This is a genomic window from Amycolatopsis sp. NPDC003676 (assembly GCF_053587275.1).
The window spans coordinates 18681-33856 of sequence record NZ_JBSFNS010000056.1 but is presented as its reverse complement, the minus strand read 5'-3'; the positions used below and the strand labels follow the sequence as shown (position 1 = coordinate 33856).

The window sequence follows — 15176 nt, the reverse complement described above, 5'->3', positions numbered from 1 at the left end:
CTCCCCTTCAGCCCTGCTCTTGCGCGGTGCGGTGGATGCGCTCGAACGTTTCCCTGGAGGTGTGCTCGCGCTCCTTGTAGTTCTTCTTCGCGAGCTTGATCGCCTCGACGTAGGTCGGGAACTCCTTGTGCGCCGCCTGCAGCTGGGTGACCAGGCCCTGCTGGTCGCGCGCGGTCTCGGCCATGTGCTTGCTGACGAACATCCCGGCCGGGCTCTTCGACATCGCCGGGACCCCGGCGATCTTCTCGATCAGCTGCACGTGCGCCTCCAGTGCGTCGAGCACGCCCTGGAGCGCGGCGATCATCTTGTCGCCGGTGCTGTCGTCCACCGCGAACGATCCGCGCTCGGCCAGCGTCTTGAGCTGGCGCGCGGGAAGCGAGAAGCCCACCGGGGCCTCGGGGGCCACCCTCGCTTCCATCGCCATCGGTGCCTCGTCGGTCATCGGGACCTCGTTCTCCTCGTGAACTGTCGCCGCTTGCGGGGGAATGGTCAGTAAACCTCGGAAACCGCCTGCTGCACGGCGCGCTTGAGCTCGCGGGGCCCGGCGGGCACGTATTCCGCGGTCAAGTCGCCGGCGTCGCTGACGGTGGATTTGATCAGGTAGCGGCCGTCGGCGGTGTCGAGCCAGCCGATCGGGTCGCCGCCGCGCCGCTCGCCGTGGCGGCCCCAGCCGCTCACCGCGATGTGCCCGCCGCCGAGCCGCGGCTGCGCCAGCACGCGTTCGAGCACCTCGACCCCGCCGGGGGCGGGGCGGGAGACCCGCGGGTCCGGGCGGCGCGGCTGCACGCGCCCGCTGACCTCGATCATCCCGAACGCGTCGGTCTCTTCCTCGTCCTCGGCCGCCTCGGCCCGGCGGCGCGCGGTCATCGCGGACACCTCCTGCGAGGCCGCCTGGCGGATCGTGTGCGCGCCGGTGCTGGCCGGGCGCGCCTGGGGCAGCACGCCGGCGATCACCTCGACGAGTTCTTCGTCGTCGAAGAGCGAGAACAGCAGCTTGTCGGTCTTCGGGTCCTGCGTGATCCCGAGCGCCTGCCTGCCGTCGGTGAGCGCGACCACCGCGATGTCCGCGCCGAGGCCGTCGATCCCGCTGACCGCGACCGAGACCCGCGGCTTCGCGAGCAGCTCGAAAGCGGTGCGCACGTACGGGCTCAGCTCGTCGCCGCTGGAGAGCCTGCGCTCCTCGATCGCGTCGTTGACGATCTTCGCGACCCGCACGTACCGCTCCGGTTCCGCCGGCACGGTGCCGATCCGGAGCGGGAACTGGCGGATGTTCCCGCCGGTCGCCTCCCCGACCACCAAAGCTTCGACGACGTCGAGAACGAACTCGAACCTGTCCGCCATCCCGAGGGCATCCTTCCCACAGCCGGGTCGGGCACAGCCGCTTCGGCACCCTTGTGAGTGACGCCGAATTGCGTTGCCGTGCCTGGGATTCGCAATGGGGAAAGACTATCAGTCCGGCGGGGGCCGGTGATCACCACGGGGACTGCTGCCCCAATGTACCGAGGGCCGTGTCCGAACAGACACGACCTGCGGTTTCGCCGCGCGCGGCGCTTGACGCCCGGCCGGGGAGCGGCGGAAATTCCTTGATGCGAGAAAGCCGACAAAAGGCCGCCGCGGATCGCGGCGGCCCGTTGCCGTGCCCGGTTTTACCGAGTTGTTCTTCTGTCCTTCGCCGTCGTTTCGCCGGTTCGTTGCTCCACAGTGGACACGGCGTCAGGAGGCGCCGCGCGCCCGTTCGATGTCCGGAGAGCGGTACATCCGCTCCGGGATCCGCGCCAGCGTCGACTCGTGCACCTGCGGCCCGAGCCCGTACAGCTTCTGGAAGCTCATGATCAGCGGCCGCCACGCGTCCGGGTCGACGTGGTCGTCGGTGCCCGGCAGCCGGATGTCGTCGTGCACGAACACCCGCTGCACACGCACCTCCAGGCCGACGATGCCGCCGCGCTGCGCCTCGTCGTCCTCGGCGAACGGATGCACGGACTCCAGCACGGCCTCCATCGCGACCGGGCATTCGGCGACCCGCGGCGGCGCCACCGTCTCGGACGGCACCGGAGTGAGCCCCGCGCGGCCGAACTTGTCCGCGACGTGGAAGTAGCCGCGTTCTTCCTTGCGCGGCGGCACCGGGTCGGACCCGGTGGTCAGCGCGAGCCGGTCGACCGCGGCGGCCATCGCCGACGAAGGCAGGTTCAGCACGCATTCGCGCGTGCGCAGGAGGTTGAGCGTGGTCTTCGAGCGGGCGCCGAGGCCGAGCATCGCGCGCCAGCCGAGCCAGAACGCCGACGACATCGGGGCCAGGTTGGCCGAACCGTCCTCATTGGACGTCGAGATGAGCACCACCGGCGTGCCGAAGTACAGGATTCCGGGCTCGATCGCTGTGTGGGTAGGAAAAGTCGTGTTCACATCGCCCAGTCTGGCTACCGCCGCCGGTGCGCCGCTGGCGGAAATCGGCCGTCGCTTTCCGGCCCGGGAAAGCCGTGAGGGGAACCCTGAGGGAATCAGATTCCCTGAGGGTTCCCCTCACGGACGGCTAGGCGATGCCAGCGGCGGACAGCGCGCGGCCGGTGAGGACCCGGGCGAGGTGCTGCCGGTACTCGGCCGTGGCGTGCGGCTCTTCCGGCGGCGAAGTGCCTTCCGCGGCCAGTTTCGCCGCTTCCGCCGCGGTGGCTCCGTCAGCCAGCGCGCGTTCGGTGGCCGAAGCGCGCAGTGGCGTGCCGCCCATGTTGATCAGGCCGACCGACCTACCGGTGACCGCGACGCCGACGATCGCCCAGTCGATGGCCCGGCGAGTGAACTTCTCGAAGCCCCAGCCGAGTCCGGCCTGACTCGGCAGCCGGATCTCGGTGAGCAGCTCGTCCGGTTCCAGCGGCGTCGTGAACGGCCCGAGGAAGAACTCCGCGGCCGGGATCCGCCGCTCCCCCCGCGGCCCGCGCGCGACGAGCGTCCCGTCCGCCGCGAGGACCGCGGCGGGCAGGTCGGCCGCCGAGTCGGCGTGCACCAGCGATCCGCCGATCGTCCCGCGGTGGCGCACCTGCGGATCGCCGACCGATCCGGACACGTGCGCGATCAGCGGCGCGTGCTCGGCGAGCACCGGGTCGTGCTCGAGGTCGTGGTAGCGGGACAACGCCCCGATCACCACCTCGTCGCCGTCGGTCCGGACGAACTTCAGCTCCCGCAACGGCGCGATGTCCACCACGACCTCCGGCGCGGCGAACCGGAGCTTCATCAACGGCAGCAACGAATGCCCGCCCGCGAGCAGCTTCGCGTCCTCGCCGTGCTCGGCGAGCAACGCGAGCGCCTCGTCCACAGTGGACGCACGCCGGTAGGCGAACCCAGCCGGGATCACTGCGCCACCTCCTGCCCGGACGCGTCGATGACGGCGCTGACGATGTTGTGGTACCCGGTGCACCGGCAGAGGTTGCCCTCCAGCGCGGCACGGGCCTCGTCGCGCGTCGGCTTCGGGTTTTCCTTCAGCAGCGACACCGTCGCCATCATCATGCCGGGCGTGCAGAAGCCGCACTGCAGGCCGTGCTGCTCGCGGAACGCGCGCTGCACCGGGTGCAGGCCGTCTCCTGAGGCCAGACCCTCCACAGTGGTCACTTCGTGCCCGTCCGCCTGCGCGGCCAGCACCGTGCAGGATTTCACCGATTCGCCGTCGAGCAGCACCGTGCACGCCCCGCAGGACGTGGTGTCGCAGCCGATGTTCGTGCCGGTGAGGCCCGCGGTGTCCCGCAGGTAGTGCACGAGCAGGGTGCGGTCGGGCACTTCCTGCTCGACCGTCTTCCCGTTCACCTCGATCGAGACCCGCACGTCAGTTCGCCTTCCTAGCGTCGTTCAAGGCCGTCCACACCCGCAGCGGGGTGGTCGGCATGTCCAGGTGCGCCACGCCGAGGTGGGCGAGCGCGTCGACCACCGCGTTGTGCACCGCCGGCGTCGACCCGATGGTCGCCGCCTCGCCGATTCCCTTGACCCCCAGCAGGTTCCGGGTTGTCGGCGTCTCCATGTCCACCAGTTCGAAATCGGGCAGCTCGGGCGCGGTGACGAACGAGTAGTCGGCCAGCGTCGCCGTGGTCGGGTTGCCGTCCGCGTCGTAGCTCATCACCTCGAGCAACGCCTGCGCGATGCCCTGGCCGAGCCCGCCGTGCCGCTGGCCGCGGAAGGTCAGCGGGTTCACGATCGGGCCCGCGTCGTCGAGCGCGACCAGCCGGCGCACCTCGACCTTGCCGGTCTCGGTGTCCACCTCGACGACCGCGAGGTGCGCGCCGAACGGGAACGTCGGAGCGCCGTCGCCGAACCAGACGTCGGCGGTGAAGCCCTCTGCCTCGGCGGCGACGCGGGCCCAGTCGAGCGTGGTGCTGGACGGCGCGCCGCGGACCTGCCAGACGCCGCGTTCGACGTCCAGCTCCAGGTCGTCCGGCGCGGCTTCGAGCAGTTCCGCGGCGACCTGGCGGGCCTGCGCCACGACCTCCTCGGCCGCCTGCCGGATCGCCGAACCGCCGAGCTGCAGCGACCGCGAGCCGAAGGTGCCGATCGCGCGCGGGACCTCGTCGGTGTCGCCGTGCCGGACGGTGATCTTGTCCAGCGGCACGCCCAGCTGGTCCGACAGCAGCATCGCGAGCGACGTCCCGAGCCCCTGCCCGTGCGGGGAACTGCCGGTCCACGCGGTGACCGAACCGTCCGGGTGCACGTCGACCCGGCCGCTCTCGCCCGCCGCGTCGCCGCCGGTGATCTCGACGTAGGAGGCGATGCCGAGGCCCAGCGCCACCGGATCGCCGGCGTCGCGGCGCTTCCGCTGTTCTTCGCGCAGCTGCGCGTATCCCGCCGCGTCGAGCACCTTGTCGAGCGCCGCCGCGTACTCGCCGGTGTCGTAAGAGCCGCCGGTCGGTGTCTGGTAAGGGAATTCCTCGGGACGGATGAAGTTGACCCGCCGGACGTCGGCCGGGTCCATCCCGATTTCCGCGGCGAACAGGTCGATCGCACGCTCGACCGCGGCGGTCGCCTCGGGACGGCCCGCGCCGCGGTAGGCCGCGATCGGCGTCGTCGTGGTGACCACGCCGCGGCTGCGGGTCTGCACCACTGGGAAGCGGTAGACGCCCGGGGCCATCATCTCGGTGAGCGTCGGCAGGAACAGCGCCCGCGGGTACGCGCCGGTGTCCTGGAGGACGTCGAGCCGGTACGCCAGCACGGTTCCGTCGCGCTTGCCGCCGATGGTCACGGTGTTGCGCTGCGCACGGCCGTGCGTCATCGAGGTGAGGTTCTCGCTGCGCGATTCGGCCCACCGCACCGCGCGACCGGCACGCTGCGCCGCCCAGGCGAGCAGCACCGCTTCCGGATCCGCGCCGATCTTCGCGCCGAACCCGCCGCCGACGTCCGGCGCGACGACCCGCACCCGGTCCTCGCCGATGCCGAGCCCGCCGGCCACGATGCTGCGCCCGATCTGCGCGTTCTGCGTGGAAAGCCACAGCGTGACCCGGCCGTCCTCGCCCCACGCGACGGACGCGCCGCGCGGCTCGACCGGGGCCGGGGCCACGCGCTGGTTGAGGATGTCCTCGGTGACGACGACTTCGCAGCCCTCGAACACCGAATCGTCGAACTCCTCGGGGCCGTTCGAGTGGACCACGTTGCTGCCGTGGTCCGGAAACACCAGCGTCTCCCCGGCGAGCGCGGTGTCGAAATCCGCGACCGCTTCGAGCGGGTCGTAGTCCACATCGACCAGTTCGGCCGCGTCGGCGAGCTGGTACCGCTCCTCGGTGAGCACCAGCGCCACCGGCTCGCCGACATACCGCACGACGTCCTTGGCCAAGAACGGCTCCGCGACCGGCCCGGCCTTGCCCGGTCCGATGTCGAGGTCCGCCGCCGTGTAAACGCCGACAACGCCCGGCGCGGTACGGGCTTCCTCGACGTCGATCCCGGCGATGCGCGCGTGCGCGATCGGGCTGCGCACGAAAACCGCGTGCACGGCGCCGGCGAGCGCTTCTTCCTTGAGGTCGTCGACGTACGTTCCGCCCGCGGTGATCAGCTTCTCGTCTTCGACGCGCACCACCCGGGTGCCGACAATGCTCATCTGTCCTCCTGCTCGGGTACCCCGCCGACTATGCCCGTTTGTGCGGCTGCGCGTCAGTCTCTCTTGGTTTGCCACGCCGAAACTGGTGTGCGGAGTGCGTGCGGTGGCGTGGCGGAAGATAGCGCACCAGCCTGGCTGGGCTGGCAGCTGACTCCGCTTGATGATCTACGGCCGTTGACGGGCGGCTCCCGTTCAGGAGCGGCTCTTCATCGTGACCGCGTACCCGCTGCGGGGACTTGCTCCTCGAACCAAACGCGGAGCGACTTCAGCGTCTCCGCGATGTTCTGGCCTGCGAGATGCTCCAGATACTCCTTGCGCAGCCGGAGCTGGTCCCGCAGCTCGCTGCCTTCGAGAGGCAGCGCTTGTTCGCCTGCCCAACGGATCTCGGCGAAAGTGTTGAAGATGCCGCTCTGGCCAAGCCGCAGCGGGAAGCGCATCGCGCCAGCCACCTCGGCGAAATCCAGCAGCTGATGGATCGACCGGTTCACCGCGTAGCGGGCCCCAGCCAGCTGTCCGGCCATGTGTCCAGCGCTGTAGCCCGGCATGTTCTTGCACCAGTCAGACAGTCCTCGCACCCACACCAGCACCTCCACGGCTCCGCCGTGAAGCAGAAAACCCGCCTCTTCGCGGGTCAGCCCGTCCTCGAAACGGGCACCGTCGAACATGACGAGATCTTGCAGCCATCGGTCGTGTGCGCGCTGGAGCAGTCGAAGCGCCCTGTTGGCAGTGGCATAGTCAAACTCGGTCGGCTGAGCCTCTCTGTCTTGCCCCGCAGTCGCGACCGGCCAGCCGCCTGTTACTCAACCCGAGTACGCCTGCCAAGCCAGCACCGCCGCCAAAGAAAGCCCTCCCAGCCCGATCGCGATCCGCAACGGCGTCGCGGGCAGGTAACGCACCAGCACCGACCCCAGCCACGAACCCGCCACCGAACCGAGGCACACCGCGATCGCCGCGGGCCAGTAGACCTTGCCGGTGAAGGCGAAGACCAGCGCGGCGATCAGGTTCGCGGTGCCGGTGGCGATGTTCTTCGCGGCGTTCGTGCGGGCCAGCGACTGGCTCCACACCGTCGTCAGCAGCGCGAGCATCAGCACGCCGGCCGCGGCCCCGAAGTACCCGCCGTACACGCCGACCAGGAACGCGGCGATCCCGGTGAGCGGGCCGATCCCACGGTGTTCACTGTGCTCGGCCATCCGCCGCAGCCGCGGGCCGGCCATCAGCACGATCGACGCGCCGCCGATCAGCCACGGCACCACGACGGTGAACGCGTCCGGCGAGCTGACAAGCAGCACAAGCCCGCCGCACGCCCCGCCCGCCGTGGTGATCAGGCACAACGGCAGCAGCCGACGGCCTTGGCCCTCCAGCTCCGGGCGCGCGCCGACCGCGGCCCCGGCGGTCGTGCCCAGCATCGCCACCGTGTTGGTCATGTTCGCGATCACCGGCGGCAGCCCGGCGGCCAGCAGCGCCGGGTACGACACCAGCGACGCGAGGCCCGCGGTCGCGCCGGTCAGCCCGGCCCCGACCCCGGCCAGCACGAGAAGCAGGAATCCGCCGGGGCCAGTGATCACGTTGTCATCTCAACACGGCGGTCCGGGCGCCTTCCGGCGGGGGACGCCATGGCGACCGCAGCCGATATGCGGTTCTGAGACGGGTACGCCAGGTTCCTGGTGCAGGATTCCGAGTTCCCGGGCTACCCGTCGGCGGTGTTCGCCTGCCGCTTCGTTGCTCGGGCTCGGACTTCGTGCCCGTACTTGTCGGTCTGTTTGCAGACGGTCGCCGGTGCTTCCGGCGCCGGCCATACGGAGATCAGGTAGTGCTCGTTGGGAGTGTCGGCGTTGGAGTGGGGGGCGATGTCGCGGCCGCGGGCGTGCACGCGCACCCGGTAGGTGCCGGGCCCCACGTAAGCCAGTTCGTCGAGTTCCCGCGGCGGGCCGTCCATCATGTTGTGGACGAGAACGAATCCCTCTTCGCTCTCCAGCGATATCTCGGAGACTTCGTCCCAGCCGTCGGGTTCGACCGAGCCGGGCTCGGCCTCGAGCACGTGCAAGGTCACGCTGACCTTGCCCGTCGCGGTGCCGGTCAGGACGGCCGCCCCGCCGGAATCCGTCCCGACGAGACCGTTGGCGTAGGCAGGGCCCAGTTCGGGGACATCCGCGGCGTAGTCCGTGACGCAGAAGTGGCCGTAGTCCACGTACAGCTCAGCGGTCGCTGTCCTCACCGGCTTGGTCACGCGTTCCTCCTGGCCTCGGCTAGCGGGTCGTCACTCAGAACGGGGTTTCCTCGATCGCCCGGCAGTAGAACTTATCCAACGCGACGACGCCGTTTCGAGGACCCCGTTTTCCGTGCCTCACGAAGGGGCCGGAATTGTTCCGTCGGCGGGCGATGTATCCGCCGTTGCCCGGACGATGCAGGCGACCTGACCCGATGAGCCGAACAGGTGGTTCGCGATCTTGGCTTTGACGGTCTGGCAGTCGTCCGTTGTGGTGAAAGTAAAAGGCGGCCCGACCTGAGGGGACTGGTTTGTGTCCGCGGCCGGGGCGGGCGGGGCCGTGCTTCCGGCAGGCGCGGCGTCGGCGGCGCCGAACTGCACCAAGGAGAACACCAGCAGCGACATGACACCAGCCGCCGCCTGTCGCACGAAAAGCAACCTTCTTCGCCTTGATCGAAAACTATTCCGCATTGAAAAGTGCCTTTCGCTGCTTTTATCGAATTATGCTGGGAACTTTCGCGCTGGCAGTTCACGCGGGACGATTCTCGTCAACGGATTCCCGCCGACAGCGCGATCAAATTACAAGCACGGGGCGGCAGTGCACAATCGCCTCGGACTCCATTCGTTCGATGTGCCCGAATCTTCGACGGCCGCGACGGACATGTCCGCGACCTCGTCAGCGACGATCGCCTCCGCAGCCCGACGATCACCGCGGTCCCAGCCATCCGGGTCGCCGCTCCTCCGCCGAAGTGTATAGGGCGTTATACGATTTCGTCCGCCGTTGTCCGAAACCGGACGGGATCGGCCGGGATGCTTGCCCGGGCGCTCGACCGCCGCACAGAATCCCGCGTTGACAAGGTTGTCAGCGATCCTGGAGGACGCGCGATGGACGGGTTCACCCGGCGGCAGGCGCTCGGTCTCGCGGGCGCTGGCGCGGCGCTCCTCCTGACCGCGGGGACAGCGCGGGCGGCACCCCGGTCCGCGCCGGATCCCGTCGCCGCGACGTACCTGCGGGTCCTCCTCCGGCACACCCGCTGGGCCGAGCAGCAGTTCGACCGGGCGGCCGGGATCTACCCCGCCCGCGACTTCACCTTCGCGGTCGTCCTCGGCAACGCCCTGCTGTTGACCCGCGACAGTTACGACGCCGCCATCGCCGGAGTAGACCGCGAAACTCTCCGCGAGCACACTCTCGCCACCATCAAGCACTTCGCCGCCTCGAACCGGCTCACCGGCGGCGCCGAATGGGGCCGGAAGCTGTTCTTCGACACCACTTTCCAGTCCTACTTCCAGCTCGCTGCCCGTCTCTTGTGGACAGAGCTGGACGCCGCGACGCAACGGAACGTCGAGCGCATCGCCACCGAACAGGCCGCCTACACGACCAGCCTCGGCACCGGCAACGACCCTGCCTCCGGCGACTGGACGCCCAACGGCCTGCGCGGCGGCTACGTCGGCGACACGAAACTCGAAGAGATGGGCGTCTACGCGCAGTCGCTCGCCCCGGCGCTCGCCTGGACGCCGAACGATCCGCGCGCTCCCGGATGGCGCGCGGGGTTCGGTTCCTGGAGCCGCAACGAGGGCGGTCTGCCCGCGGCTGATCTGGCGAATCCCCGGCTGGTGGACGGAAAACCGGTCAGCGACAACACCGCGACCAACCTGTACGACACGTTCCTCGTCGAGAACCACGGCTCGTTCGGCCCGCACTACCAGGAAGAACTCTGGCGCACGTCCGGCCGCAACGCGATGCACTTCCTCGCCGCCGGCGTCCCGCTGCCGGAGGTGCTCACCGCGCAGCCGAACGGCGAACTGCTGTGGCGCACCATGCTCCTGATGACCAGTGACGCCGGCGAACCGCTGATGCCGATGGTCGCCGACCGCGAACACCTCTACGGCCGCGACGTCATCCCGCTCGCCTTCCGCGCCCAGGTGCTCGGCGACCGCTACGCCGCTTACGCCGAGGCCCAGCTGGCCGCACGGCTGGAGCCGTACCAGGCGTACCCGCCGGTCGACCGGATCACGAAGTTCTCCGGCGAACCCAAGTACGAACCGGAAGCCCGCGCCGAACTCGCCATCAGCTACCTGCTGCACGAATGGCGCGCCGACCACGGAGGCCCGATCAGTGCGGTGCGCAAGGAAGAATTCGACGCCCACGCCGCTCGCGCCGCCGATTTCGGCGCCGGGCCGGGTCTGCTGGCGCACCGCTCCCCCGCCGCGTGGGCCGCGACCGTCAGCAAACCCGGTTTCGTGAAATTCGCCTGGCAGCCGAACCACGACGACTGGCTGTTCGTGCTCGGCGGAGCGAACCCGATGCTGCTGCCCGCCACGAACATCGCCGTGCGCGAACGCCATGCCACGGTGTATCGCAAGGTGCGTGACGGATTCGATGGCACGGTGGGCGTCCTGCGGTTCGACACGGGATACGCCGCGCTCGCCACTCTTCCCACCGGTGCCGCGGTCTACACCAGCACCGGCCTCGCGGCGGACGAAGGGGTGCTCAACGTCTACAACCTCGCCATGCCAGGCGTTCCCGGCCTCGATGGCGATCGCACTTACACCGCCGCCGAGGGCGCAGTGACGCTCCCGGCACAGTCCGGGTCCACCGGTGCCCGCACCGATGAGCTGAGCTTCGCTCCGGTGACCGCGCGGCACGTACGGATGCTTGGCGTGCAGCCGGATCCGCAGTACGGCTACTCGCTCTGGTCGTTCGAAATCCATGACGGCGACAGCCCTGACCTCGCGCTGGCGAGAACCGCGTCCGCGTCGTCGGCCGCGCCGGGCAAGGAGGCGAAGCACGCCACCGACGGCAATTCCGCGACACGCTGGGCAGTGTCCACATCGGACCGTCCACGGGCGGACAGCTGGCTTGCCGTCGATCTCGGTGCACCGCAACGGTTCAGCAGTGTGCGCCTCAGCTGGGAAGCCGCCGCCGGACGGAAGTACCGGATCGAAACCTCGCCCGACGGCACCACCTGGACCCCCGTCGCGACCTACCCCACGCCCGCGCTGCACAGCACCGGCGGCTGGCTGGACATCGACGGCCGGGCCGGGATCGTCGTCACCAGCCCGAATCCGCTCACCGTCACGAGCGACCACGTCACGCTCTCCGCCGGTCCGCCCGCGCCGCTGCTGGCCGAGCTGTATCCCGGCCGCGCGAACCTGCCGAAGCTCGCCCAGCGGGCCCGCGCCACCGCGACCGGAATCCACACGAGCGTGACGGACGATTTCCTAGTGCTGGCAAACCTTTCCGCCACCACCGCATCCGGAACCGCTTCCCTGCCACAGAATCGCACCGCACTGCTGCTGTACCGAGGCACGCAGAAAGTCACCGAGTCTGGCAGTTCGTTCAGTTACGAACTGGCTCCTGCCGAAGGCCGGATCGAACCGCCCCGCTTCACCGTGCGCGGCATGTCCGGCGCCGCCGTACCGCCCGGCCTGACCGCCGTGGTGCACGACGCCAGCCGCGTCGACCTGACCGCACCGCCGGGGCTGCTGCCGACCGTCGTGACCGTGGCCCCGACCGGCGGCCGTCCGCGCACAGTCGCGTTGCCGCCGCGCCACACCGTGCCCGTCGTCTTCGCCGGAACCCGGCCGTACCCGTTGAACGACCGCGCGCTCGGCGCCGTGACCTTCCCGGCCGAACCGCTGCCGCCGGGGATGACCAGCCCGGACGCCGCCGTCGACGACAACCCGGCGACAGCATGGCAACCCGGCCCCGGCGGCCGGTTGGTGGTGGACCTCGGCGCACCGCTGCCGATCGCGACCGCCGAACTCGCCTGGACGACCGGGCGGATCCCCGCCACCGTCGTCGAGACCAGCACCGACGGCGTCACCTACACCGAAGCCGTCCGGCCCGGCCGCAAACGCACGACCTCCGTCACCCTCGCCAAACCGGTCCGATACCTGGCTGTCCGCACCCTGAACTGGCGACCCGGCGACGCCAACCTCACGCGCGTCTCCGCCCTCACACAGCCGACGGCGTGACCTGCACCGAAGCCGCCCGCCGAAAGCGCGCCTCCCCCATCGCCCTCACCAAACCAGTCCGATACCTAGCCCTCCACACCCTCGACTGGCGACCCGGCGACGCCAACCTCACCCGCTTCTCCGCCCTCACACCGCCGACGGCGTGACCCACGCCGAAGCCGCCCGGCCAGACCGCAAACGCACCACGTCCGTCGCCCTCACCAAACCCGTCCGATACGTGGCTCGCACTCACACCGCCGAACTAGCCGGCCAGTCCTCGAACGGCAACGCGAGCGTGTGCCCGGTCTGCTCGGCTTTCGCGCGCAGGTACCGGACGTTGTTCTCGTTCGCGAAAACCCCGGTGCGGACCTGCTCGCGCACCGCGACGCCGTGGCGCGCCAGCTGCGCCGCCTTGTCCGGGTTGTTCGACAGCAGATCCAGCTGCTCTACACTGAGCACGGTGAGCATTTGCGCGGCGGCAGTGTAGTCGCGCGCGTCTTCCGGCAGGCCGAGCGCGGCATTCGCCGCGTAGGTGTCCAAACCGGAATCCTGCAACGCGTACGCGTCGAGCTTGTTGTATAGCCCGATTCCGCGGCCTTCCTGCCGCAGGTAGAGCACATACCCGCCCACCTCGGAAATCCGCGCGACCGACTCCGCCAGTTGCGGGCCGCAATCGCAGCGCGCAGATCCGAAGACGTCGCCGGTGAGGCATTCCGAATGCAGCCGTACCAACGGCACCGGACCGGGTTCGCCCAGCACGAAGGCGAGATGCTCGAGCCCGTCGGACAGCCCCGTGAAGGTGACCGCTTCCGAGGGCACCGCGGGGCCGTCGCCGAACCGCAGCGGAATCCGTACGCGGGTGCGCACCTGTGGAACTGTCGTCATCGGGCAACTCCTTTCCCCCTGAACGATTCCGACCCTACCCAGAACCACCGACAGAAACGCGTTCCCGGAGTGCGGCCGAGATCACGTAAGCTCGAGGGCATGGCCGACCGCCCGGAATTGTTCGTCCCCGAAGCCGATCCCGCGCAGCTCGCCGACCTGCGCTCCCGGCTGCGCGCGACCCGCTGGCCGGACGCCCCGGAGGACGGCTGGGCGCTCGGCGCCGACGTCGGCTACCTGCGCGAACTGATCACCTATTGGGCGGAAGAGTTCGACTGGGCGAAGCAGGAGGCCGCGCTCGCGCAGCTGCCGCGCTACCGCGTCCGGCTCGGCGAATCGCGGATCCACTTCGTGCACGCCCGCGCGGTCGCGCCCAGCGGTCCGGTGCTGCCGCTCGTGCTGACCCACGGCTGGCCGGACTCGTTCTGGCGCTATGCGAAGGTCATCCCGCTGCTCACCGACCCCGGCGCGCACGGCGGCGACCCGGCGGACGCGTTCGACGTCATCGTCCCGGACATGCCCGGCTACGGCTATTCCGACCGCCCCACCGGCCCGGCGCCCGACTCGATCGCCGTCGCCGGACTGTGGGCCGAGCTGATGACCGTCCTCGGCTACCCGCGCTTCGCCGCGGCGGGCGGCGACATCGGCAGCAGCGTCAGCCGTTTCCTCGCCCTCGACCACCCGGACCGGGTCGTCGCCGTGCACCGGATGGACGGCGGACTGCCCGTGGTCGTCCCGGACGACGTGACGCCGGAGGAACGAGAATGGCTCCAAGACGTCGCGGCTTGGGGCGCGGCCGAAGGTGCGTACGCCTCGATGCACCGCACTAAACCGCAGACCGCGGCCGTCGGGCTGACCGATTCGCCCGCCGGGCTGGCCGCGTGGATCGTGGAGAAGCTCCGCGCCTGGAGCGGCAAAGACGCCTTCACCAAGGACGAGATTCTCACCAACATCACCATCTACTGGCTCACCGGCACCATCGGCTCGGCCATGCGGATGTACCGGGCCAACGCCGCGATCCCGCCCGAGCAGTACGCCCGGCGGGTCGAAGTGCCGTCGGGATTCTCGCTGTTCCCGGCTGATCTCGTCCGCACGCCGCGTCCGTGGCTCGACCGGATGGCGAACACGGTCCGGGTCACCGAACCGGCGCGCGGCGGGCATTTCGCGCCGTTCGAAGAGCCGGAGTTGTACGCGCGGGAACTTCGCGACTTCTTCCGTCCGTTCCGGACCGCCTAACTCCCCCACGTAGCCGGCATCCACCCCGCGTCCCCCACCGGCGGCAACGCAGGCGACAGCAACGCCAGATCCGGCGGCACCAACACCGCCGCGGACACCAGCGCCGCCACCAGATCGTCGTCCGCGGACCCAGGTCGGAACCGGAACCGCACCGAGTCCAGCACGGCCGTCACGACCTCCGCGGTCCAGCCGCCATCGGGATCCAGCGCGGACAATCGGCGCGCCGCCAACGAAACCGGCACCGGACGCGGCCGTTCCTCCCACCGCAAGAACCCCCGCGCCACCATCGCGAGCACGAGCCGTTCGTCCGGCCGCAGCCGCCCGGCCGGGGCCGGCGTCGGCGTCCCGTCGGCGATCCGCACCTCCAGCACGTGCTCGCGATCCCCCGAACCGCGCACGTACACCGGCAGATAGCCGGGCGGCAGCGGGACCGGCTCGGCTCCGGCGAACAACAGCCGCGACCGCGGCAGCCGCAGCGGCACCTTGCCGGTCGCCCGCACCCACCACCGCCCCGCGTGCTGCTCCAGCACGCCGTGGCGGCGGCTGACCCGCCGGTCGTCCTCGCCGAGCGGCACCGTCACCTCCGCGGTGTTCCGCCCGAACGTGACCGGCCCGCGCGCCGCCGGCGGCACCAGGACTCCCCCCGCGCGTCCCAGCACCGCCAGCGTGCCCGGCGGCGACGCGAACCCGAGCGCGAGGCTCGGGTGTCCCGCGGGCAGCGTCCGCATCGCCTCCCCTGCCACGGACACCCCCCGCGCAGCCGCTGCCGGCCCCGGCCGGGCGACCGCGACGGCCCTCCGGGGGCGCGGGGCCGGATCCGCCGCGCACCGCGAG

Annotated in this window: 14 protein-coding genes; 2 read left to right on the top strand and 12 right to left on the bottom strand. The window is 70.4% G+C overall.

All coding sequences use genetic code 11. The annotated features are described in order from the left end of the window. Nucleotides 1–7: 7 nt before the first annotated feature. The 10 genes from ACWDNU_RS27835 to ACWDNU_RS27790 form a co-directional block, all read right to left on the bottom strand. Nucleotides 8–442 carry a hypothetical protein gene (locus tag ACWDNU_RS27835; RefSeq protein WP_370936561.1) on the bottom strand — a complete coding sequence of 145 codons (435 nt, stop codon included), beginning with the start codon at nucleotides 440–442 and terminating at the stop codon, nucleotides 8–10. A gap of 47 nt (nucleotides 443–489) precedes the next feature. Then, nucleotides 490–1341, bottom strand: coding sequence for an ESX secretion-associated protein EspG (locus ACWDNU_RS27830; protein ID WP_449671066.1), 852 nt, complete (start codon nucleotides 1339–1341; stop codon nucleotides 490–492). 372 nt (nucleotides 1342–1713) lie between these two features. Beyond that, entirely contained in the window at nucleotides 1714–2400 is a 687-nt protein-coding gene (locus tag ACWDNU_RS27825) for a flavin reductase family protein (protein ID WP_449671065.1), read from the bottom strand. Nucleotides 2401–2527: 127 nt separating this feature from the next. Continuing rightward, on the bottom strand, nucleotides 2528–3343 hold the full coding sequence (locus ACWDNU_RS27820) for an FAD binding domain-containing protein (RefSeq protein WP_449671064.1): 816 nt from the start codon (nucleotides 3341–3343) through the stop codon (nucleotides 2528–2530). Next, nucleotides 3340–3807: a (2Fe-2S)-binding protein gene (locus ACWDNU_RS27815; protein WP_449671063.1), complete on the bottom strand. Its 468-nt coding sequence runs from the start codon at nucleotides 3805–3807 to the stop codon at nucleotides 3340–3342. Before ACWDNU_RS27815 ends, ACWDNU_RS27820 begins: the two co-directional genes overlap by 4 nt. Before the next feature lies 1 nt (nucleotide 3808). Beyond that, a complete protein-coding gene (locus tag ACWDNU_RS27810; RefSeq protein WP_449671062.1) occupies nucleotides 3809–6061 on the bottom strand; it encodes a xanthine dehydrogenase family protein molybdopterin-binding subunit in 2253 nt (750 codons plus the stop codon). Nucleotides 6062–6267: 206 nt separating this feature from the next. Continuing rightward, nucleotides 6268–6726, bottom strand: coding sequence for a hypothetical protein (locus tag ACWDNU_RS27805; RefSeq protein ID WP_449671061.1), 459 nt, complete (start codon nucleotides 6724–6726; stop codon nucleotides 6268–6270). A gap of 135 nt (nucleotides 6727–6861) precedes the next feature. Continuing rightward, on the bottom strand, nucleotides 6862–7626 hold the full coding sequence (locus ACWDNU_RS27800) for a sulfite exporter TauE/SafE family protein (RefSeq protein ID WP_370936554.1): 765 nt from the start codon (nucleotides 7624–7626) through the stop codon (nucleotides 6862–6864). A 122-nt stretch (nucleotides 7627–7748) separates the two neighbouring features. Beyond that, nucleotides 7749–8288, bottom strand: a complete 540-nt coding sequence (locus tag ACWDNU_RS27795) for a hypothetical protein (RefSeq protein ID WP_449671060.1) — start codon at nucleotides 8286–8288, stop codon at nucleotides 7749–7751. Nucleotides 8289–8405: 117 nt separating this feature from the next. Beyond that, nucleotides 8406–8672 carry a hypothetical protein gene (locus ACWDNU_RS27790; RefSeq protein ID WP_449671059.1) on the bottom strand — a complete coding sequence of 89 codons (267 nt, stop codon included), beginning with the start codon at nucleotides 8670–8672 and terminating at the stop codon, nucleotides 8406–8408. Nucleotides 8673–9152: 480 nt separating this feature from the next. Between ACWDNU_RS27790 and ACWDNU_RS27785 the strand changes: the two genes are divergently transcribed. Next, nucleotides 9153–12245 carry a discoidin domain-containing protein gene (locus ACWDNU_RS27785; RefSeq protein WP_449671058.1) on the top strand — a complete coding sequence of 1031 codons (3093 nt, stop codon included), beginning with the start codon at nucleotides 9153–9155 and terminating at the stop codon, nucleotides 12243–12245. A gap of 228 nt (nucleotides 12246–12473) precedes the next feature. Here ACWDNU_RS27785 and ACWDNU_RS27780 read toward each other — a convergent pair whose 3' ends face one another. Continuing rightward, nucleotides 12474–13109 carry a GTP cyclohydrolase II gene (locus ACWDNU_RS27780; RefSeq protein WP_449671057.1) on the bottom strand — a complete coding sequence of 212 codons (636 nt, stop codon included), beginning with the start codon at nucleotides 13107–13109 and terminating at the stop codon, nucleotides 12474–12476. 99 nt (nucleotides 13110–13208) lie between these two features. Between ACWDNU_RS27780 and ACWDNU_RS27775 the strand changes: the two genes are divergently transcribed. Next, nucleotides 13209–14342 (top strand): epoxide hydrolase family protein, encoded by a 1134-nt coding sequence (locus ACWDNU_RS27775; RefSeq protein ID WP_449671056.1) that lies wholly within the window; start codon nucleotides 13209–13211, stop codon nucleotides 14340–14342. Here the strand turns inward: ACWDNU_RS27775 and ACWDNU_RS27770 are convergent. Beyond that, complete coding sequence (locus ACWDNU_RS27770) at nucleotides 14339–15070, bottom strand: FHA domain-containing protein (RefSeq protein ID WP_449671055.1); 732 nt, start codon at nucleotides 15068–15070, stop codon at nucleotides 14339–14341. The genes ACWDNU_RS27775 and ACWDNU_RS27770 overlap by 4 nt on opposite strands. Between the last annotated feature and the right edge of the window lie 106 nt (nucleotides 15071–15176).

What these genes read in the sequence shown, in the direction of transcription:
- ACWDNU_RS27830 (WP_449671066.1), bottom strand. Translation starts at nt 1,341, where the DNA reads ATGGCGGACAGGTTCGAGTTCGTTCTCGACGTCGTCGAAGCTTTGGTG.
- ACWDNU_RS27775 (WP_449671056.1), top strand. Translation starts at nt 13,209, where the DNA reads ATGGCCGACCGCCCGGAATTGTTCGTCCCCGAAGCCGATCCCGCGCAG.
- ACWDNU_RS27790 (WP_449671059.1), bottom strand. Translation starts at nt 8,672, where the DNA reads ATGTCGCTGCTGGTGTTCTCCTTGGTGCAGTTCGGCGCCGCCGACGCC.
- ACWDNU_RS27780 (WP_449671057.1), bottom strand. Translation starts at nt 13,109, where the DNA reads ATGACGACAGTTCCACAGGTGCGCACCCGCGTACGGATTCCGCTGCGG.
- ACWDNU_RS27785 (WP_449671058.1), top strand. Translation starts at nt 9,153, where the DNA reads ATGGACGGGTTCACCCGGCGGCAGGCGCTCGGTCTCGCGGGCGCTGGC.
- ACWDNU_RS27835 (WP_370936561.1), bottom strand. Translation starts at nt 442, where the DNA reads ATGACCGACGAGGCACCGATGGCGATGGAAGCGAGGGTGGCCCCCGAG.
- ACWDNU_RS27805 (WP_449671061.1), bottom strand. Translation starts at nt 6,726, where the DNA reads ATGTTCGACGGTGCCCGTTTCGAGGACGGGCTGACCCGCGAAGAGGCG.
- ACWDNU_RS27810 (WP_449671062.1), bottom strand. Translation starts at nt 6,061, where the DNA reads ATGAGCATTGTCGGCACCCGGGTGGTGCGCGTCGAAGACGAGAAGCTG.
- ACWDNU_RS27770 (WP_449671055.1), bottom strand. Translation starts at nt 15,070, where the DNA reads ATGCGGACGCTGCCCGCGGGACACCCGAGCCTCGCGCTCGGGTTCGCG.